17 protein-coding genes are annotated in these 19163 nt (G+C 58.8%); 12 read left to right on the top strand and 5 right to left on the bottom strand.

What is annotated here, in order from left to right; translation table 11 throughout:
- Positions 1 to 122: 122 nt before the first annotated feature.
- Both nlpA and AC2TE5_RS00255 read right to left on the bottom strand, forming a co-directional pair.
- A complete protein-coding gene (nlpA, locus tag AC2TE5_RS00260; protein WP_213330393.1) occupies positions 123 to 923 on the bottom strand; it encodes a lipoprotein NlpA in 801 nt (266 codons plus the stop codon).
- Positions 924 to 1110: 187 nt separating this feature from the next.
- Positions 1111 to 2610 carry an MDR family MFS transporter gene (locus tag AC2TE5_RS00255; protein WP_484612449.1) on the bottom strand — a complete coding sequence of 500 codons (1500 nt, stop codon included), beginning with the start codon at positions 2608 to 2610 and terminating at the stop codon, positions 1111 to 1113.
- Between the two features lie 78 nt (positions 2611 to 2688).
- Between AC2TE5_RS00255 and AC2TE5_RS00250 the strand changes: the two genes are divergently transcribed.
- Positions 2689 to 3336 (top strand): TetR/AcrR family transcriptional regulator, encoded by a 648-nt coding sequence (locus AC2TE5_RS00250; RefSeq protein ID WP_032661988.1) that lies wholly within the window; start codon positions 2689 to 2691, stop codon positions 3334 to 3336.
- Here AC2TE5_RS00250 and AC2TE5_RS00245 read toward each other — a convergent pair.
- Positions 3333 to 3752, bottom strand: coding sequence for a GNAT family N-acetyltransferase (locus AC2TE5_RS00245; protein WP_484612448.1), 420 nt, complete (start codon positions 3750 to 3752; stop codon positions 3333 to 3335). The genes AC2TE5_RS00250 and AC2TE5_RS00245 overlap by 4 nt on opposite strands.
- Positions 3753 to 3939: 187 nt before the next feature.
- On the opposite strand from AC2TE5_RS00245, the gene AC2TE5_RS00240 reads away from it, so the two are divergent.
- The 5 genes from AC2TE5_RS00240 to AC2TE5_RS00220 all read left to right on the top strand — a co-directional run bounded on the left by AC2TE5_RS00240 (position 3940) and on the right by AC2TE5_RS00220 (position 10671).
- Positions 3940 to 4509 (top strand): TetR/AcrR family transcriptional regulator, encoded by a 570-nt coding sequence (locus tag AC2TE5_RS00240; protein ID WP_193940982.1) that lies wholly within the window; start codon positions 3940 to 3942, stop codon positions 4507 to 4509.
- 148 nt (positions 4510 to 4657) lie between these two features.
- Positions 4658 to 5779 carry an efflux RND transporter periplasmic adaptor subunit gene (locus AC2TE5_RS00235; protein ID WP_484612447.1) on the top strand — a complete coding sequence of 374 codons (1122 nt, stop codon included), beginning with the start codon at positions 4658 to 4660 and terminating at the stop codon, positions 5777 to 5779.
- Complete coding sequence (locus AC2TE5_RS00230) at positions 5779 to 8889, top strand: efflux RND transporter permease subunit (RefSeq protein WP_484612446.1); 3111 nt, start codon at positions 5779 to 5781, stop codon at positions 8887 to 8889. Before AC2TE5_RS00235 ends, AC2TE5_RS00230 begins: the two co-directional genes overlap by 1 nt.
- Positions 8889 to 10253, top strand: a complete 1365-nt coding sequence (locus AC2TE5_RS00225) for an efflux transporter outer membrane subunit (protein WP_484612445.1) — start codon at positions 8889 to 8891, stop codon at positions 10251 to 10253. Before AC2TE5_RS00230 ends, AC2TE5_RS00225 begins: the two co-directional genes overlap by 1 nt.
- Positions 10254 to 10374: 121 nt before the next feature.
- Complete coding sequence (locus AC2TE5_RS00220; RefSeq protein WP_032661999.1) at positions 10375 to 10671, top strand: YicS family protein; 297 nt, start codon at positions 10375 to 10377, stop codon at positions 10669 to 10671.
- Between the two features lie 45 nt (positions 10672 to 10716).
- Here AC2TE5_RS00220 and AC2TE5_RS00215 read toward each other — a convergent pair whose 3' ends face one another.
- Positions 10717 to 11667 (bottom strand): LacI family DNA-binding transcriptional regulator, encoded by a 951-nt coding sequence (locus AC2TE5_RS00215; RefSeq protein ID WP_196367203.1) that lies wholly within the window; start codon positions 11665 to 11667, stop codon positions 10717 to 10719.
- A 293-nt stretch (positions 11668 to 11960) separates the two neighbouring features.
- On the opposite strand from AC2TE5_RS00215, the gene AC2TE5_RS00210 reads away from it, so the two are divergent.
- The 6 genes from AC2TE5_RS00210 (at position 11961) to AC2TE5_RS00185 (ending at position 17881) form a co-directional block, all read left to right on the top strand.
- Positions 11961 to 12275 (top strand): PTS sugar transporter subunit IIB, encoded by a 315-nt coding sequence (locus AC2TE5_RS00210; protein ID WP_010426508.1) that lies wholly within the window; start codon positions 11961 to 11963, stop codon positions 12273 to 12275.
- Between the two features lie 11 nt (positions 12276 to 12286).
- On the top strand, positions 12287 to 13612 hold the full coding sequence (locus AC2TE5_RS00205; protein ID WP_213330409.1) for a PTS sugar transporter subunit IIC: 1326 nt from the start codon (positions 12287 to 12289) through the stop codon (positions 13610 to 13612).
- A gap of 17 nt (positions 13613 to 13629) precedes the next feature.
- Positions 13630 to 15006: a glycoside hydrolase family 1 protein gene (locus AC2TE5_RS00200; protein WP_484612444.1), complete on the top strand. Its 1377-nt coding sequence runs from the start codon at positions 13630 to 13632 to the stop codon at positions 15004 to 15006.
- 5 nt (positions 15007 to 15011) lie between these two features.
- Positions 15012 to 15314, top strand: coding sequence for a PTS lactose/cellobiose transporter subunit IIA (locus AC2TE5_RS00195; protein WP_029741865.1), 303 nt, complete (start codon positions 15012 to 15014; stop codon positions 15312 to 15314).
- Positions 15315 to 15450: 136 nt separating this feature from the next.
- The gene (locus tag AC2TE5_RS00190) at positions 15451 to 16830 is read left to right on the top strand and encodes a carbohydrate porin (protein ID WP_484612443.1); all 1380 of its coding nucleotides are present in this window, start codon (positions 15451 to 15453) and stop codon (positions 16828 to 16830) included.
- A 145-nt stretch (positions 16831 to 16975) separates the two neighbouring features.
- Positions 16976 to 17881: a DMT family transporter gene (locus AC2TE5_RS00185; RefSeq protein WP_248208803.1), complete on the top strand. Its 906-nt coding sequence runs from the start codon at positions 16976 to 16978 to the stop codon at positions 17879 to 17881.
- 48 nt (positions 17882 to 17929) lie between these two features.
- On the opposite strand, the gene nepI is transcribed toward AC2TE5_RS00185, so the two are convergent.
- Positions 17930 to 19120: a purine ribonucleoside efflux pump NepI gene (gene nepI / locus AC2TE5_RS00180; RefSeq protein ID WP_484612442.1), complete on the bottom strand. Its 1191-nt coding sequence runs from the start codon at positions 19118 to 19120 to the stop codon at positions 17930 to 17932.
- Positions 19121 to 19163 lie beyond the last annotated feature (43 nt).

Here is a 19163-nt window from a genome sequence, read left to right as displayed (position 1 = left end):
AGGCTATCCTCCGGTTGGTGTGATAAGGAGGATAGCCATCCGTCATTATTGGCGCTGTGGGCTAAAGGGCGATTACCGATGGAATCGGGCCAATTTAAGCAACCCGTTTTCCGTCAAAACGTTTACCAGCCCGGCACTGCCCCGCCGTTAAAGATCGTCTCAGCCGCTTTTGCCACTTCAGGCGACTGATACGACTGGATAAACGCCTTCACGTTCTCCGCATCCTTGTTATCTTCGCGCGTCACCACGATGTTCACGTACGGCGAGTTTTTGTCTTCAATAAAGACGCTGTCATGCACCGGCGACAGCCCGGTTTGCTGAATATAGGTAGTGCTGATGATGGCGACGTCCACTTTCGGGTCGTCCAGCACCCGCGGCAGCTGCGCCCCTTCCAGCTCCATGATTTTCAGGTGCTTAGGGTTGGCGGTAATATCCAGCGCCGTCGGCAACAGCCCGGTGTCCGGCTTCAGGGTAATGAGCTTCTCTTTTTGCAACAGCAACAGCGCGCGGCCAAGGTTGGTCGGGTCGTTTGGAATGGCAATGGTTGCCCCGTCGTTCAGGTCAGACACGGATTTGATTTTGCGGGAATAGCCGGCCATCGGGAAAACAAAGGTGTTGGCCACGGCCACCAGCTTATAGCCATGCGCCTTGTTATCTTCCGCAAGGAAAGGGCGATGCTGGAAGACGTTGGCATCCAGTTCCCCCTGGTTGGTCGCATCGTTGGGCAACAGCGAGCCGCTGAAGCCGACCAGCTCCACGTCCAGGCCATATTTCTCTTTTGCCACCTTTTTGGCGACTTCCGCCACGTCCTGTTCAGCGCCGTTGATGACGCCAACCTTAATGTGTTTGGCATCATTGCTGTTTTGGTCACAGCCCGCGAGCAGCAGGCCAGTCAGGAGAAGCGCACCCAGTCGAAGTTTCACGAGACAGATCCTTTTGATAAACGTTTAGAAGACTATATCGACAACGCAACGGCTCTCTAAAAAACGAAAAGGAATCAATAAGAAGGATACGTTATATGCGGCCTATTGTCGGGTGGCGCTACGCTTACCCGACCTACGCGCGGAGGTGTTGTAGGCCATGTAAGCAAAGCGCCACCGGGCGATGGAGTCACGCCTGCCGACGCAGCGGCGCCTCACGTAAAAACCACGACAGCGCAAACGCCAGCACCATAATCCCCGCCGCCAGCAGGAATACCGCGTGAATGGCCGAGCCAAACGCATCAAGATAGTCCAGCCTCAGGGCGTCTGGCAGATGATGAATGGCGGTCGGGTTCAGCTCGCGCGGCAGTTCCGCCCCTTCAGGCAGCCTGTCGACCAGCCCTGACTGCAGAACGTTCGTGAACACCGCGCCAAACAGCGCGACGCCAATGGCCCCGCCAATAGAACGGAAGAGCGTGACGCCAGAGGTGGCTACGCCGTATTGATCCGCCGACACGCTGTTTTGCACCGCCAGCACCAGCACCTGCATCACCAGGCCCAGCCCCATGCCCAGCACGCTGGTGAAAAGGTACAGTTGCCAGGTCGGAGACGAGATAGAAATGCGGGTCAGTAAAAACATCCCCACCACGCCGAGCAGCGTGCCGAGGATCGGGAACAGACGGTATTTCCCGGTGCGGCTGATGATCCGCCCGCTGATAATGGAGGTCAGCAGCAGCCCGCCCATCAGCGGGATGAGCTGCAGGCCGGCCTGCGTTGGCGTGGCGTCTTTCACGACCTGCAGGTACAGCGGCAGGAAGGTCACCGAGCCGAACAGCGACATGCCAATGATAAAGCCAATCAGGCTGCAGAGCAGGAAGCTGCGGTCGCGGAACAGCGACAGCGGGATGATCGGCTCCCACGCCAGCCGCTCCTCATAGATAAACCCGGCAATGCCCGTCAGGCCAAAGGCCAAAATGCACCACAGCTGCGGGTCGCTCCACTGGCGAACGGTGCCGCCTTCAGTGGTAAACAGGATGATGCACAGCAGCGCCATACTGAGGTAAATCGCCCCCAGATAGTCAATCTCATGCTTGCTGCGCCGCGCGCTGCCGTGGAACACCGCACCAATCACCAGCAGGGCAAACAGCCCCAGCGGCAGGTTGATGTAGAAAATCCAGCGCCAGGAGACGTGCTGGACGATAAACCCGCCGATCAGCGGCCCAATGACCGTCGCCAGCCCGAATACGCCGCCAAACAGCCCCTGATAGCGCCCGCGATCGGCTGGCGGGATCACGTCCGCGACGGCGGCCATGCTGATGACCATTAGGCCGCCGCCGCCCAGCCCCTGCAGGGCGCGCATCAGCACCAGCTGGGTCATGTTTTGCGCCAGCCCGCACAACGCCGAGCCCAGGAGGAACAACACAATCGCGATTTGCAGGACGATTTTACGCCCAAACAGATCGCCGAACTTGCCGTACAGCGGTACCACGATGGTGGAGCTGAGAATATAGGCCGTTACCACCCAGGAGAGCTTATCCAGCCCCCCAAGTTCGCCGACGATGGTCGGCAGCGCGGTAGAGACAATGGTCTGATCCAGCGCCGAAAGCAGCATCACCAGCAACAGCGCGCTGAACAGCAGCTTAATCGACGGCGCTTTTTGCACGGTTGGGGTCATGACGTCGGATTCCATAAGAGATCGCTTGAAATTAATTAATCGCATAATTAATATTTGTGGAAGTGATGAATAAGATCAAGAGGCACCGTGGTCATGCCAGCATTAAAAGACAATTCTGAACCGCGCCGCCCCGGCCGCCCTCGCGGAGGTAAACGCGTTACCGCCAGCCGCGAACAGCTGCTGGATATCGCCCTGAACCTCTTTTCCCGTCAGGGGATCGCCAACACCTCACTCAACGCCATTGCCAAAGAGGCGGGCGTCACGCCCGCGATGCTGCACTATTACTTCAACTCCCGAGAGCAGCTGCTGGATGCGATGATTGAGGAGCGTTTTCTGCCGTTACGCGAGAGGATCGGGACGATTTTTGCCGATAACCGGGATTCGCCGGTGAACGCCCTGACGGAAATGGTCAAGGTGCTGGCCGAACTGGCAGAACAGCATCACTGGTTTGCGCCGCTGTGGATGCAGGAGGTGATTGGCGAAATGCCGGTACTGCGCACCCATCTTCAGGCGCGGTTTGGTGACGAGAAGTATCAGGCGACGCTTGCCACCATCAAAGGCTGGCAGCAGGAGGGGAAGCTGAATCAGGCGCTGGCACCGGAGCTGCTGTTTACGACCTTGCTGAGCCTGGTGCTGGTGCCGTTCTCACGCATGCGCAATGACGAGAGGCTAAAATCCCTCTCGCCGGAAATCATTGTCCGTCATGCGCTTGCCGTGATCGGCACCGGGATCGGCGGTTAAAGCGCTTTCGTCAGATAGTGCCGCTGCATGCCTTCATACGGATATTCCTGCAAAGACATCTGCAGCTGGTACCCCTGTTTTTCATAGAACGGGCGCGCCTGGAAGCTGGCGGTATCGACCAGCGCGTGCCTGCAGCCTTTGCGTCGGGCTTCCTCTTCGGCCGTTCTGATGAGCTGGCTGCCAACGCCGGATCCGCGCACGGTCTCGCTGACCCACAGAAAATCAATATTCAGCCAGTCGCCTTTACGCACCCCAATTAGCCCGCCGAGCATGATGCCTTTTTCGTCCCGCACGTAAACGCCAATATCCCCGCTGAAGGTCGACAGATCTAAAAAATGCCCGTTATACGATCTCAGCCCCGTTAATAACTCTTCTTTTTCTTCTGGCGTAACTTTTTCAGTGATGCTCAACTGCATATTGTTCTCCTTATTTTCAGCGCAATCTGAATATCTCACAGCTTCACCTTCATAAAAACTCCTTATTTCCTCCATTGTTTAACCCTGGAAATATTCATTCAATATGTAAATAAAAAAAAGCCTTTCCAATACGCACCTAAAACGTATACTGAGAACGATCATTCTCACTTTTACACGGTAGCCGACGATGAGCACAAAGCTGGAAGAACGACAAAAACTGCGTCAGGACGAGATCATCATCGCCGCGCGCCGCTGCTTTCGCGCCAGCGGATTCCACGCCGCCAGCATGTCGCAGATTGCCAGCGAGGCGAAGCTCAGCGTCGGGCAAATTTACCGTTATTTCAGCAACAAAGACGCGATTATCGAAGAGATGATCCGGCGAATCATCGACTCGCGCATCGAGGAGATGCAGGGTAAAACCCTGGTGGAGGGGATGCCGCAGGCGCTCGCCTGGCGGCAAACGCTCAACGAAGATGACGATGCGCTGATGCTGGAAATGTCCGCCGAGGCCACGCGCAATCCGCAGGTGGCAACGATGCTGATAGAAGCCGAATCGCGCATGTTTGCCAACGCCTGCGCGCATCTGAAAAAACAGTTTCCCCACCTGAGCGACGAGCATATTCGCTGCTGCGTGGAGATTACCGCAGTGATGATTGAGGGGACGATTTATCGTCGACTCACGCCATTAAAAGTCCCGTCAGAACAATTAGAACCTCTTTATCAGGATATTTTAAATATGCTTTTCTCTGCGAAGTAATCGCATATGAATAATTAGCGGGAATAAGTAATTCCCCATTTTTACATTTCTGGCTCAGCCAGAGATGCGGTATCGCTGTGTCTTTAAATAGCCCTCCTCCCTGTTAAGCGATTAACAGGGCAGGCATCGTTCACCCTGGAAAAAGATTATGAAAACCATAACAACCTCCATCGCGGCATTACTCCTCCTGACAGGGTGCGATAATGCGCAAACATCTGCTCCCCAGCGTCCTCTTCCGGATGTGGGAATTGTCACCCTCATGAGCCAGCCTGTGTCCGTCGTCAGCGAGCTGACGGGCCGCACCACCGCCGCCATGAGCGCCGAAGTGCGCCCGCAGGTGGGCGGCATTATTCAGAAGCGGCTGTTCACCGAAGGCGATACCGTTAAAGCCGGACAGGCGCTGTATCAAATTGACCCTTCCAGCTACCGCGCCGCCTACGATGAAGCCGCCGCGGCGCTGAAGCAGGCGCAGGCGCTGGTAGCGGCCGACTGCCAGAAGGCCCAGCGCTATGCGCAGCTGGTGAAAGACGACGGCGTGTCGCGTCAGGACGCAGAGGACGCGAAGTCCACCTGCGCGCAGGACAAGGCCAGCGTTGAGTCAAAGAAGGCCGCGCAGGAGAGCGCGCGCATTAACCTCAACTGGACCACCGTCACCGCACCGATTTCCGGACGCATCGGCATCTCCTCCGTCACGCCCGGCGCGCTGGTGACCGCCCAGCAGGATACCGCGCTCGCCACCGTTCGCGGACTGGACAGCATGTACGTCGATCTCACCCGTTCCAGCGCCGATCTGCTGCGTTTACGTAAGCAAACCCTTGCCACTAACAGCGATACGCTAAGCGTGTCGTTAATCCTTGAAGACGGCAGCACCTACAGCGAGAAAGGCCGTCTGGCGTTAACCGAAGTGGCGGTGGATGAATCGACCGGCTCGGTCACGCTGCGCGCCGTCTTCCCGAACCCGCAGCATCAGCTCCTGCCGGGCATGTTCGTTCGCGCCAGGGTGGATGAAGGCGTCATGAGCGACGCGATCCTCGCCCCGCAGCAGGGCATCACCCGCGATGCCAAAGGCGCCGCCACCGCGCTGGTGGTAAACGCCAGCAGCAAGGTCGAGCAGCGTCAGCTGGAGACGGGCGACACCTACGGCGACAAATGGCTGGTGCTGAGCGGCCTGAAGGCGGGCGATAAGCTGATTGTGGAAGGCACTGACAAAGTGGCCGCCGGGCAGGAAGTGAAAGCCGAAGAGATGAAAGCCAGCGGAGGAAACGCCTGATGTTTTCCCGTTTCTTCGTGCGTCGCCCGGTCTTTGCCTGGGTTATCGCCATTCTTATCATGCTCGCCGGGATGCTGGCGATCCGCACGCTGCCGGTAGCGCAGTACCCGGACGTCGCCCCGCCGTCGATCAAAATCTCCGCTACCTACACCGGCGCCTCAGCGCAGACGCTGGAAAACAGCGTGACGCAGGTGATCGAGCAGCAGCTCACCGGGCTGGATAACCTGCTCTACTTCACCTCCACCAGCAGCTCGGACGGGTCGGTAAGCATCAACGTCACCTTCGAGCAGGGAACCGATCCGGACACTGCCCAGGTGCAGGTGCAGAACAAGGTCCAGCAGGCAGAATCCCGCCTGCCGACCGAGGTGCAGCAGTCCGGCATTACCGTCGAGAAATCGCAGAGCAACTTCCTGCTGATCATGGGCGTGTACGATAAAACCGACGCCGCCAGCAGCTCGGATATCGCCGACTGGCTGGTGAGCAATATGCAGGACCCGCTGGCGCGCGTGGAGGGCGTTGGCAGCCTGCAGGTGTTCGGTGCGGAATATGCGATGCGCATCTGGCTCGACCCGGCGAAGCTGGCGTCCTATTCGCTGATGCCGTCCGACGTGCAGAGCGCGATTGAAGCCCAGAACGTGCAGGTCTCCGCCGGTAAAATCGGCGCGCTGCCCTCGTCGAACGCCCAGCAGCTGACCGCCACCGTCCGCGCCCAGTCGCGCCTGCAGACGGTGGATCAGTTCAAAAACATCATCGTGAAGAGCCAGTCCAATGGCGCGGTCGTGCACATCAGCGACGTCGCCCGCGTGGAGATGGGCAGCGAAGACTATACCGCCACCGCGAAGCTCAACGGCCACCCGGCGGCGGGTATGGCGGTCATGCTCTCACCGGGCGCGAACGCGCTTAATACCGCCACGGCGGTGAAAGATAAAATCGCCGAGTTCAAAAAGTCGATGCCGGAAGGCTACGACGTGGCCTACCCGAAAGACAGCACCGAGTTCATCAAGATCTCCGTTGAGGACGTGATTCAGACCCTGTTCGAAGCCATTATCCTCGTGGTGGTGGTGATGTACCTGTTCCTGCAAAACATCCGCGCGACGCTGATCCCCGCGCTGGCGGTACCGGTGGTCCTGCTGGGCACCTTCGGCGTGCTGGCGCTGTTCGGCTACTCCATCAATACCCTGACGCTGTTTGCGATGGTGCTGGCGATTGGGCTCCTGGTGGATGACGCCATCGTGGTAGTGGAAAACGTCGAGCGTATTATGCGCGACGAAGGGCTGCCCGCGCGGGAAGCGACCGAAAAATCGATGGGCGAAATTTCCGGCGCGCTGATCGCCATTGCGCTGGTGCTCTCTGCGGTATTCCTGCCGATGGCCTTCTTCGGCGGCTCCACCGGGGTGATTTACCGTCAGTTCTCGGTCACCATTATTTCGGCGATGTTCCTCTCCGTGGTGGTAGCGTTGACTCTGACGCCGGCGCTCTGCGGCTCGATCCTGAGCCACACGGCGCCGCACAAAAAGGGCTTCTTCGGCGCGTTTAACCGCTTCTACAGCAGGACCGAGCGCGGCTATCAAAACAAGGTGCTACGCGCTCTGCGCCGTTCCGGCGGCATGCTGGTCATCTACGCCCTGCTCTGCGGCGCGATGGGCTTCGCCATGCTTAAGCTGCCGGGCAGCTTCCTGCCGACGGAAGACCAGGGTGAAATCATGGTGCAGTACACCCTGCCAGCAGGCGCGACGACGGTGCGTACCGCCGAAGTCAGCCGCCAGGTGCGCGAATGGTTCCTCACCAAAGAGAAAGCCAACACCAACGTGATCTTCACCATTGAGGGCTTCAGCTTCAGCGGCAGCGGCCAGAACGCCGGGATGGCGTTTGTCTCCCTGAAAAACTGGTCAGAGCGTAAAGGCGATGAGAATACCGCTCAGGCCATTGCCCTGCTCGCCACGCAGGAGCTAAGCACCATCCGCGATGCGACCATCTTTGCCATGACGCCGCCTGCGGTGGACGGTCTGGGCCAGAGCAACGGCTTTACCTTTGAGCTGATGGCCAGCGGCGGCACCGACCGCGACGCGCTGCTGAAGCTGCGTAACCAGCTGATTGGCGAAGCCAACCAGGACAGCTCGCTGCACGCCGTGCGCGCCAACGATCTGCCGCAGATGCCGCAGCTTCAGGTGGATATCGATAACAACAAGGCCGTGTCGCTGGGGCTGTCCCTGAGCGACGTCACCGACACCCTCTCCAGCGCCTGGGGCGGGACCTACGTGAACGATTTTATCGATCGCGGCCGCGTGAAAAAGGTCTACATCCAGGGGGACAGCGACTATCGCGCCGTGCCGTCGGATCTCAACAAATGGTATGTGCGCGGCAGCGACAGCACCATGACCCCCTTCTCCGCCTTCGCCACCACCCGCTGGGAGTACGGCCCGGAAAGCCTGGTGCGCTACAACGGCTCGGCGGCGTATGAGATTCAGGGCGAAAACGCCAGCGGCGCAAGCTCCGGCACGGCGATGAGCAAAATGGAGCAGCTGGCGAATAATCTGCCGTCCGGCAGCACCTGGGCGTGGAGCGGTTTGTCGCTGCAGGAAAAACTGGCGAGCGGTCAGGCGATGAGCCTCTATGCCCTCTCCATCCTGGTGGTGTTCCTGTGCCTGGCGGCGCTGTATGAGAGCTGGTCAGTGCCGATTTCGGTCATTCTGGTGATCCCGCTTGGCGTGCTGGGCGCGGCCGTGGCCGCCTCCCTGCGCGGCCTGAACAACGACGTCTATTTCCAGGTAGCGCTGCTCACCACCATCGGCCTGTCGTCGAAGAACGCCATCCTGATTGTGGAATTCGCCGAAGCCAAAGTCGCGGAAGGGTACTCCCTGACGCGCGCCGCGCTGCGTGCCGCCCAGACGCGCCTGCGGCCGATCGTCATGACCTCGCTGGCGTTTATCGCAGGGGTGACGCCGCTGGCCGTGGCAACTGGGGCTGGCGCCAACAGCCGCGTGGCAATTGGTACCGGCATTATCGGCGGGACGCTGGCCGCGACGCTGCTGGCGATCTTCTTCGTCCCCTTATTCTTTGTACTGGTGAAACGTCTGTTCTCCGGTAAACACGCGAACCGGAGGTCATAATGTTTCGTGTATCTATTTTAGCGTTAGCCCTGCTGAGCGCAGGCTGCGTGTCGTTAGATCCAACGTATCAACGCCCGGACGCCCCCGTCCCGGCAACTTTGCCCGGCGCGCACGGCGAAGCCACCGCCGTGGTGAGCCAGTGGCAGCAGGTAATGAACGACGCGCGTCTGAAAAGCGTGGTGACGATGGCGCTGAACAGCAACCGCGACGTGCAAAAAGCGATTGCGGATATCGATGCCGCCCGCGCCCAGTACGGTGAAACGCGCTCGTCCCTGTTCCCGACGGTGGACGCCGAGCTGAGCCACACCCGCAGCCGCACGCTGGCGAGCGGCGTGACCACCAGCGACGAAGCCAACGGCGCGGTCTCCAGCTTCGAGCTGGATCTGTTTGGCCGCAACCAGAGCCTCTCCCGCGCCGCGCGTGAAACCTGGCTTGCCAGCGAGTTCACCGCGCAGAACACGCGCCTGACGATGGTTAGCGAGCTGACCACGGCCTGGGTGACGCTGGCGGCGGATAACAGCAACCTGGCGCTGGCGGAATCCACGATGGAGAGCGCCGCGAACTCACTCAAGATTGTGAAGCGCCAGCAGGAAGTGGGCGTTGCGGCGGCGACGGACGTCAGCGAAGCGATGGCGGTTTACCAGCAGGCGCGCGCCAGCGTGGCGAGCTACCGGACGCTGGTGATGCAGGACAAAAATGCCCTCAATCTGCTGGCGGGCGATACGGTGCCGGAGAACCTGCTGCCCGGCACGCTCGAGAGCCTGAGCGATAACGCCATCACGCTGATCCCGGCGGGCGTCAGCTCCAGCGCGCTGCTGCGCCGCCCGGACATTCAGGAGGCGGAACATAACCTGCTGAGCGCCAACGCCAATATCGGCGCGGCGCGCGCCAACTTCTTCCCGACCATTTCACTGACCGCCAGCGCGGGCGTCGGCAGCGATTCGCTCTCATCTCTGTTCAGCCACGGGATGAAGGTCTGGTCGTTCGCGCCGTCCATCACCCTGCCGCTGTTCAGCGGCGGGAACAACCTGGCGCAGCTGCGCTACGCGGAAGCGGAGAAGAAGGGGCTGATCGCCACCTATGAGAAAGCCATCCAGAGCGCGTTTAAGGACGTGGCCGACGCGCTGGCGCGACGTGAAACCCTGAGCGAGCAGCTCGACGCCCAGCGCGAATACGTGGCGGCGGAGCAGAAAACGCTGGACGTGGCAACGCGCAGCTATAAGGCGGGCGCGGGAGATTATGTGACGGTACTGACCGCGCAGCGGTCGCTGTGGTCGGCGCAGGAATCGCTGATTGCGCTGCAGCAAACCGACCTGGAGAACCGCATCACGCTGTGGCAGTCGCTGGGCGGGGGGATCCAGTAACCTTATCGGTGGGCGATTCTCATGCGCAGAAAAGAGAAAATCATACTTTCGGCTGGAATCGCTACACTGAATGTAACGATATATTTCATGGGAAGCATGTGACTTCTAAAGGGGGTTGTTGATGAAAGCTGCGCACCTGGTCTGCCTGCTGGTTTGTCTGCTCTTCGCCGCGTTTGTCCATGCTCAGGAAAAGGAGGATCCGGCGAAAGAGGCGCAAATAAAGCAGCAGGTCCTGAAAGATATTAAGAAAACCTGTACGCCACAGAAAAAGCAGAGCGATAAGGCCTGGCAGGAGATGATTTTGTCGTCCGAGGCCAATCAGCTGCTGATCAAAAACGCCATTACCGCCGTGAAGCGCGACAACCTGGACGCCTACTGGGCGGCGGTGGGTCAGGTGGATTGTCTGGAAGATTATTGAGTTCTCGCCGGGTGGCGCTGCGCTTACCCGGCCTACACAACATTTTTAGCGCTTACGCATGTCCGGGATAATTAAATCCCCGCGCAGAACATAGGACCCCAGCATCTGCGTTTTCTCCGTCAGCCAGCTCACGATGCGCGCCGCCATCGCGTCCATGGAATATTCAATCGCCGGGATCACCGGAATGCCCGGCAGGTGCAGCGATCCGGCAAGGCTGAAGACCATAATGTCGTCCGGCACGGATTTATTGAACGCCTGCAGCTGCGGGATCACCCGCTGGGCTTCCTGCTCGTCCGCCACCAGCAGCGCGTTGAAATTCAGGGTGCTGGCGTTGTTAAGCAGCTCCTGCAGCGCAACGGATGAGGAGGTGGCGTCCATAAAGACCAGGCTGCGATTGAAGGGCAGGAAATTTTTCTCCAGCGCATGCTTGTAGCCGAGCAGCACCTGGTCAGCAAAACCGCTGCCGTGCGGGTGGATCAGCGCAATCTGGCGACGCCCCTGGCTGGTGAGGTAGTTACAGGCGGTTTCGGCGGCAAAGGCGTGATCGAACTGGATGCTGTTGGAATTATCAGACTCCATGCAGTCCACCAAAATGACGTTGTCCATATCCACGTCCAGCGGGAAACGGGCGCCAATCACCAGGATGTCGTCACACAGGCCGCAGGAGAGTTCTTCGAGGGCGTTCATCACTTCCGCTTTGCTGTGCGCGAAGCGCAGCAGGAGGTGTTTTTGATGCTGGCTGAGCTGTTTTTCCAGCGCGTACAGATAACCGGTGGTCTGGTTAATGTTTTCCTGCGCGCAAATGACCCCGATACAGCCCGTCGACTGGCTCAGCAGCGACTGGGCAATCACGTTAGGCCGGTAGTTCAGCTCATCCACCGCTTTCAGTACGGCCTGACGGCTGGCTTCCTTTACGCCACGCGACCCGCTCAACACTCGCGATACCGTGGCTTTAGACACCCCGGCAAGACGTGATACATCATTGATTGTCGACATCTCTTTCCCCTGACAGGCTTACCTCGCGCCTGCAAATTCCATGACCGCTTCGGCTCACATTATAGCCAGAACGGAGTATATCCGTTTCCGTTTTCCATGGAAACCGATTTTCCGTTTCCACTCAAAATGATGTCAAAACAGCCAAATTATGTGATGCACATCCGGTTAATTAGCCTCATAAGCAAGGGATCTTGATGGGTATCACACTTCTGTCTTTTATGAATGGAAACCGGTTTCCGTATAATGTCCAATCATCCTCGCAATAACTTTTTACATTTAGAGGATGGTTGTCGATGTTCAAGATTATGCTGTGCTGCTCTGCCGGGATGTCCACCAGCCTGCTGGTCAGCAAAATGGTCGATGTCGCGAAAGAACGTGGTTTGCCGGTGAAGATTGATGCGTACGGTGTTTCCGAATTTGATACGCAGTTTCCGCAATACCAGGTTGTCCTTCTCGGACCGCAAGTGAAATACATGTTAAAGACGCTCTCAGACAAGGCGGCGACGCAAGGCATTCCGGTACAGCCCATCGACATGATGGACTACGGCATGCAGCGTGGCGATAAAGTACTGGACTATGCTCTGTCGCTCATCGAAGCGGCACACTAAAAGGTGTTCACATGAGTTCGTTATATCAATCCATGGTCGCGGTTATTGAGCAGTCAATTACCCCGCTGGCCGCCAAGCTGGGCCAGCAAAAGTATGTGATTGCCATCCGCGACGGCTTTACCGCCGCGCTGCCGTTTATGATCATCGGCTCGTTTATGCTGGTGTTCATCTTCCCGCCGTTCTCGGCGGATACCACCAACAGCTTCGCCCGCGGCTGGCTGGATTTCTCCCAGACCTATCGCGAACAGCTGATGCTGCCGTTTAACCTCAGCATGGGCGTGATGACCTTCTTCATCTCGGTGGGAATTGGGGCAAGCCTGGGGCGTCAGTTTAACCTCGACCCGGTGATGTCCGGCCTGCTGGCCTTTATGGCCTTCCTGCTGGTCGCCGCGCCGTATGCCGATGGCAAAATCTCGACCCAGTATCTCTCCGGCCAGGGGATTTTTACCGCGCTGATCACCGCCATCTACTCCACCCGCGTCTATGCGTGGCTGAAGCAGAACAACGTGACCATCCGCCTGCCGAAAGAAGTGCCCACCGGCGTGGCGCGTTCGTTCGAGATCCTGATCCCGGTGATGGTGGTGATCGGCACGCTGCACCCGCTGAACCTGTTCATCGAAGCGCAGACCGGAATGATCATCCCGCAGGCCATCATGCACCTGCTGGAGCCGCTGGTGTCCGCCTCTGACTCACTGCCCGCCATTCTGCTCTCCGTGCTGCTGTGCCAGATTTTCTGGTTCGCCGGTATTCACGGCTCGCTGATTGTCACCGGCATCATGAACCCGTTCTGGATGGCGAACCTCTCCGCAAACCAGGCGGCGCTGGCGGCAGGCGCGGCGCTGCCGCACGTTTACCTGCAGGGCTTCTGGGATCACTACCTGCTGATTGGCGGCGTAGGCTCTACGCTACCGCTGGCATTCCTGCTGCTTCGCAGCCGCGTGACCCACCTGCGCACCATCGGCAAAATGGGCGTGGTGCCAAGCTTCTTTAACATCAACGAGCCGATTCTGTTCGGCGCGCCGATCATCATGAACCCGATGCTGTTTATCCCGTTCGTATGCGTTCCGCTGGTCAACGCCTGCCTGGCGTACGGCGCAACCAGGCTCGGCTGGCTGGCGCAGGTTGTGTCGTTGACCCCGTGGACCACCCCGGCACCGATTGGCGCCTCATGGGCGGCAAACTGGGCGCTCAGCCCGGTGGTGATGTGCCTGGTCTGTATGGTGATGTCCGCGCTGATGTACCTGCCGTTCCTGCGCGCCTATGAGCGTACGCTCATCAAAAACGAAGAGCAGAAAGCTCAGGCGACCGTCGGTAACGCTGAAGCCGCCAGCAATTAAGTCAAAGAGGAAGAGTCATGAAATACGCATTTCCCGATAGCTTCTGGTGGGGCAGCGCGAGCTCCGCTCTCCAGACGGAAGGGGCAAGAGAGGGGGAAACCACGTGGGATTACTGGTTTGCCCGCGAGCCGAACCGTTTTCACAACGGCGTGGGGCCGCAGCAGACCTCCACGTTTTATGAGCACTGGAAAACGGACATTCAGCTGTTAAAGCAGCTGAACCACAACAGCTTTCGCACCTCGATTAGCTGGGCGCGCCTGATCCCCGACGGTATCGGTGAAGTGAACCCGGAGGCGGTCGATTTTTACAATCAGGTCATTGATGAGCTGAATGAACAGGGCATCACGCCGTTTATCACCCTGTTCCACTTCGACATGCCGATGGCGATGCAGGAAATCGGCGGCTGGGAAAACCGCGACGTGGTGGAGGCCTACGCCCGCTATGCGCAGATTTGCTTCGAGCTGTTTGGCGATCGCGTGCTGCACTGGTTTACCTTCAACGAGCCGATCGTGCCGGTAGAAGGCGGTTATCTGTACGATTTCCACTATCCGAACGTGGTGGATTTTCGTCGGGCGGCCACCGCGGCGTACCACACCGTGCTGGCCCATGCGAAGGCGGTTCAGGCCTACCGCGCCGGGCATTACGCGGGGGAGATTGGCATCGTGCTGAACCTGACGCCGTCGTACCCGCGCTCGCAGAACCCGGCAGACGTGAAGGCGGCGCACATCGCGGACCTGATGTTTAACCGCAGCTTCCTTGACCCGGTCCTGCGAGGGGAATACCCGGCGGACCTGGTGGCGCTGCTGAAATCCTACGATCAATTACCCGCCTGTAAACCGGAAGACGGTTTCCTGATTGCGGAAGGGAAAATCGACCTGCTCGGCGTGAACTACTATCAGCCGCGTCGCGTGAAGTGTCGCAACAGCGCGGTGAACCCGCAGGCGCCGTTTATGCCGGAGTGGTTCTTTGATAACTACGAGATGCCGGGTCGCAAGATGAACCCGTACCGCGGCTGGGAAATCTACGAGCCGGGTATTTACGATATTCTGGTCAACCTGCGCGACAATTACGGTAACCCTCGCTGCTTTATTTCTGAAAACGGCATGGGCGTCGAAAACGAGCAGCGCTTTATTGAAAACGGCCAGATTAACGATCGGTACCGCATCGAGTTTATTTCCGAACATTTAGCCTGGCTGCATAAGGGTATTAGCGAAGGGTGCAATTGTCTTGGCTACCATATGTGGACGTTTATTGATAACTGGTCGTGGTGCAACGCGTATAAAAATCGCTACGGATTTATTCAGCTCGATTTAAAGACGCAGCAGCGCACCATCAAAAAAAGCGGAGAGTGGTTTGCCGCCACCGCCTTAAATAATAGTTTTGATAAAGAGTAATGATGATGATCGCACTAGAAGAAGCCGTAATGGAAATTATCGTCAATGCCGGACAGTCCCGCAGCCTGTGCTTTGAAGCGCTGCACGCGGCGCGTCAGGGCAACATTGACGAGGCCAAAAGCCTGCTGCGCGAAGCCGACGGCTACGCGCGCCAGGCGCACAAGATGCAGACCAAACTGATCGAGCAGGATGCGGGCGAAGGCCGCCAGCCGATGACGTTAATCATGGTGCACGCGCAGGATCATTTAATGAATTCTTTATTAGCGCGTGAATTGTCCGAAGAAATTATTCATTTATATCAGAGATAGTCTATGGCGAAATAATTACTGTAATCCCTCTGTACCCTAAATAGAGATCCACTTGTTCTGATGATAGCGACATACTCTGTCAGATCGGAGCGGGATGGTTATTGTCTGAATAAAATTAAACTATATTGAGATAACCATGAATACCATAAAAAAACTTCCATTAACCATGGCGGTTATCGCCGCGCTTTGCCCAATTTCCGTGCTCGCGCAGGAATTCACCCAGGAGCAAATCGACGCCATTGTGGCGAAAGCGGTGGATAAAGCCCTGGCCGAACGTCAGGCTAAAATGGATGCGGCGGTCGCCAAAAAAGCGGACGTGGTCACCGAGCCGCAAAGCGCAGCGCAATCCCCCGATATGGCGATCCCGTTCGGGATTAAATTTACCGGCTACGCCCGCTACGGCGCGCACTTCCAGGCCGCCGATCAGAAATACGTGGCGGTGGACGGCTCCTACAACGGCGCGTCCGCCATTGGTCGTCTGGGCAACGAAGGCAACGGCGGGGAGTTCCAGCTCTCCAAGGCCTTCAAGGGTGAAAACGGCGCCATCTGGGACGTTAACGTGATGATCGACCACTGGGGCGACGAAGTTAACCTGAAAAAAGCCTACGCGGGGGTGACCAACATTATGGCCTCCAACCCGAACGCCTATTTCTGGGCCGGCCGTGACTTCCACCAGCGTCCGCAGCAGGGCATCAACGATTACTTCTGGATGAACCACGACGGCCAGGGCGCCGGGGTGAAGAACTTCGACATCGGCGGCGTGCAGTTCGACGTGGCCGCCGTCGCGGCGGTGGAATCCTGTAGCCCGGAAGTGATGGAAGACGAAGCGAACCCGTCGCGCATCACCTGTACCGGCGGTTCCGGCACGGGCGACAAAGGCAACTACGCCGCAACCTCAAAAATCCACGGCATGAAGCTCGGCCCGATCGACGTGGAGCTGTACGCCAACTACGGCTTTGACTCCAAGGCGGTGGAGAGCAATGAGCGTCTGAACGCCTGGCAGGGCGGCGTGGTGCTGAGCCACACCAACGACAGCGGCGTGAACAAGGTGATTGCCCGCTACTCCGATAACGCGGACAACAGCGTGTTCAACAAAACCGAGGATCTGACCACGGTCTACGCCAGCTTCGAAGGGCTGTACAAATTCACCCAGGCGACGCAGGTGGAGTACATCCTCGCCTTCCACGACTACGACAACAGCCGCGATAAGACCGACAACCGTAAGAACTACAACGCCATCGTGCGCCCAATGCACTGGTGGAACGACGTTCACTCCACCTGGCTGGAAGCGGGCTGGCAGCATGTGGATTACGACAACGGCGGCGACAACAAGGGCTGGAAGCTGACGCTGTCGCAGAACATGTCTATCGCCATGGGGCCGGAGTTCCGCCCGATGCTGCGCTTCTACGTGACCGGCGGCAAGGTGGATAACGCACGCACCGCGCGCGTAAACGGCACCAAAGACGAAACGCTCGACGACTTCAACGTCGGCGCGATGTGGGAGGCGTGGTTCTAAGGTAAAAGCAAAACGGCAACGTAACGTTGCCGTTTTTAGTGTTTGCTCCCTCTCCCCGTGGGAGAGGGCCGGGGTGAGGGCATCAGGCCGCACACAACCATGCTATGCTGTTGACCGAATTAACGACAACATAGCAGGGGAGAACATGGGTTCCACACGCAAAGGGATGCTAAACGTCCTCATCGCCGCCGTTTTATGGGGCAGCTCGGGGGTTTGCGCGCAGTACATCATGGAGAAAAGCCACATTTCTTCGCCTTACCTGACCATGGTTCGCCTGCTGTTTACCGGCGTGATCCTGCTGACGCTCTCCTTCGTTCACGGCGACAAGATTTTCTCGGTCATCAAGCATCGCAAAGACGCCCTCAGCCTGCTGATTTTCTCGCTGGTCGGCGCGCTCACCGTGCAGCTCACCTTCCTGCTGACGATCGAAAAATCCAACGCTGCGACCGCCACCGTGCTGCAGTTTCTGTCGCCGACGATTATCGTGGCGTGGTTCGCGCTGGCGCGGAAAAAGCGCCCCGGGGTGTTTGTCCTATCGGCCATCATGACGTCGCTTATCGGCACCTTCCTGCTGGTGACCCACGGCGACCCGACCTCGCTCTCCATCTCGCCTGCCGCGCTGTTCTTCGGCATCGCCTCGGCGTTCGCCGCCGCGTTTTACACCACCTATCCGTCAACGCTGATCGCCCGCTACGGCACGCTGCCGATTGTTGGCTGGAGCATGTTGATTGCCGGATTGATGCTGACGCCGTTCTACGCCGGACGCGGAACTACCTTTGTGATTGACGGCAGCCTGCTGCTGGCGTTTTTCTATCTGGTGGTGATTGGCACCGCGCTGACGTTCAGCCTGTACCTGAAAGGCGCACAGATGATCGGCGGGCCGAAGGCGAGCATCCTGAGCTGCGCCGAGCCGCTGAGCAGCGCGTTACTGTCGGTGATTTTGCTGGGCGTGGCGTTCACCCTGCCGGACTGGCTGGGGACGCTGCTGATTGTGTCGTCGGTGGTGCTGATTTCGATGGATTCGCGGAGAAGGGTTAAGGCATCGGCGTAGCCTGATGCCCTCACCCCAACCCTCTCCCACGGGAGAGGGAGAAAAGCACTACTTCGCCTTCACCTTCCCTGCCACCAGCAGCGCCGTCAGCAGCATCAGCGTACCGGAAATCACCAGCGGTGACGTCAGCCCCAGATGGTCGAGCGCCACGCCGCCAATGGCCGCACCGCAGGTGTTCGCCAGCTGGATCACCGCCACCTGAATCGACCCGGCTTTTTCAGCCTGATCGGCCAGCGTTCGGGTGATCCACGTCGACCAGCCCACCGGCACCAGCGCAAAGGCAAAGCCCCAGATAATCGCAATCGCCGACGCAACCCACTTATCGCTGCCCCACAGCACCAGCACCGCCGCGCTCAGCGCCAGCACCAGCGGCGCGCCCGCCAGCGCGACCTTCAGGGAGCGTTTCAGGAACTGGGACGACAGCGAGGTGCCGACAAAGCTGGCGATACCGAAGCTCAGCAGCACCAGCGTCAGGCCGTCGACGTCAAAGCCCGCCATGGTCATAAACACCGGGCGGATGTAGGTAAAGAAGGCAAACTGCCCGGCAAAGGACATAAAGATGGCGGTCATCCCCGCCAGCACGCCGGGGCGCTTCAGCAGCGCGAACATGTTCTGCTTATGGTGCGCCGCTTCGCCCGGCAGCGACGGCAGCGCTTTCCACACCCAAATGATGCAGAGCAGGCCCATCACCGCCGCAGCGTTGAAGACGTTACGCCAGCCGATAATCCCACCGAGGAAGCTGCCGAGCGGTGCGGCAATCACCAGCGCGATAGAGACCGCACCGAAGATAACGGAAAGCGCTTTTGGCACCGTGCGCGCGGGCACCAGTCGCATGGTCAGCGAGGCCGACATCGCCCAGAAGCCGCCGAGCCCCAGCCCCAGACAGGCGCGGCCGAGCAGCAGCAGGGTGAAGCTTTCAGCGAAGGAGACCAGCAGGCAGGAGAGCGTCAGCAGCACGCTGAACAGGATGACCACCTTGCGGCGGTCGATGGTGCCAATCACCTGAGTGATAAACAGGCTGGCGAACATCGCCACGAAGGCGGTCACGGTGACGGACTGCCCCGCCACGCCTTCGGAAATGCCCAGATCCTGCGCCATCGGCGTCAGCAGGCTCACCGGCAGAAACTCAACGGTAATCAGGCAGGCGACGCAGAACGCCACGGCGAAAACGGCCGACCAGTTGGGGCGAGAAACCTCTTTGGTCTGCGGTCTGGTCGTGGGCTGGATATGTTCTGTCATGGCGTCACCTGAAGATAAAAACGTGCGGAAAAGTCGCGCAGTT

This window comes from Enterobacter sp. N5-15 (assembly GCF_057221635.1).
Note: the sequence above shows the minus strand (reverse complement) of the source record. Positions and strands in the feature narration are given on the sequence as shown.

Bases quoted from the DNA above. Each gene is read 5' to 3' on its own strand.
- AC2TE5_RS00255 (WP_484612449.1), bottom strand. From the start codon at position 2,610: ATGGAATCCGACGTCATGACCCCAACCGTGCAAAAAGCGCCGTCGATT.
- AC2TE5_RS00250 (WP_032661988.1), top strand. From the start codon at position 2,689: ATGCCAGCATTAAAAGACAATTCTGAACCGCGCCGCCCCGGCCGCCCT.
- AC2TE5_RS00245 (WP_484612448.1), bottom strand. From the start codon at position 3,752: ATGCAGTTGAGCATCACTGAAAAAGTTACGCCAGAAGAAAAAGAAGAG.
- AC2TE5_RS00240 (WP_193940982.1), top strand. From the start codon at position 3,940: ATGAGCACAAAGCTGGAAGAACGACAAAAACTGCGTCAGGACGAGATC.
- AC2TE5_RS00235 (WP_484612447.1), top strand. From the start codon at position 4,658: ATGAAAACCATAACAACCTCCATCGCGGCATTACTCCTCCTGACAGGG.
- AC2TE5_RS00230 (WP_484612446.1), top strand. From the start codon at position 5,779: ATGTTTTCCCGTTTCTTCGTGCGTCGCCCGGTCTTTGCCTGGGTTATC.
- AC2TE5_RS00225 (WP_484612445.1), top strand. From the start codon at position 8,889: ATGTTTCGTGTATCTATTTTAGCGTTAGCCCTGCTGAGCGCAGGCTGC.
- AC2TE5_RS00220 (WP_032661999.1), top strand. From the start codon at position 10,375: ATGAAAGCTGCGCACCTGGTCTGCCTGCTGGTTTGTCTGCTCTTCGCC.
- AC2TE5_RS00215 (WP_196367203.1), bottom strand. From the start codon at position 11,667: ATGTCGACAATCAATGATGTATCACGTCTTGCCGGGGTGTCTAAAGCC.
- AC2TE5_RS00210 (WP_010426508.1), top strand. From the start codon at position 11,961: ATGTTCAAGATTATGCTGTGCTGCTCTGCCGGGATGTCCACCAGCCTG.
- AC2TE5_RS00205 (WP_213330409.1), top strand. From the start codon at position 12,287: ATGAGTTCGTTATATCAATCCATGGTCGCGGTTATTGAGCAGTCAATT.
- AC2TE5_RS00200 (WP_484612444.1), top strand. From the start codon at position 13,630: ATGAAATACGCATTTCCCGATAGCTTCTGGTGGGGCAGCGCGAGCTCC.
- AC2TE5_RS00195 (WP_029741865.1), top strand. From the start codon at position 15,012: ATGATCGCACTAGAAGAAGCCGTAATGGAAATTATCGTCAATGCCGGA.
- AC2TE5_RS00190 (WP_484612443.1), top strand. From the start codon at position 15,451: ATGAATACCATAAAAAAACTTCCATTAACCATGGCGGTTATCGCCGCG.
- AC2TE5_RS00185 (WP_248208803.1), top strand. From the start codon at position 16,976: ATGGGTTCCACACGCAAAGGGATGCTAAACGTCCTCATCGCCGCCGTT.
- nepI (WP_484612442.1), bottom strand. From the start codon at position 19,120: ATGACAGAACATATCCAGCCCACGACCAGACCGCAGACCAAAGAGGTT.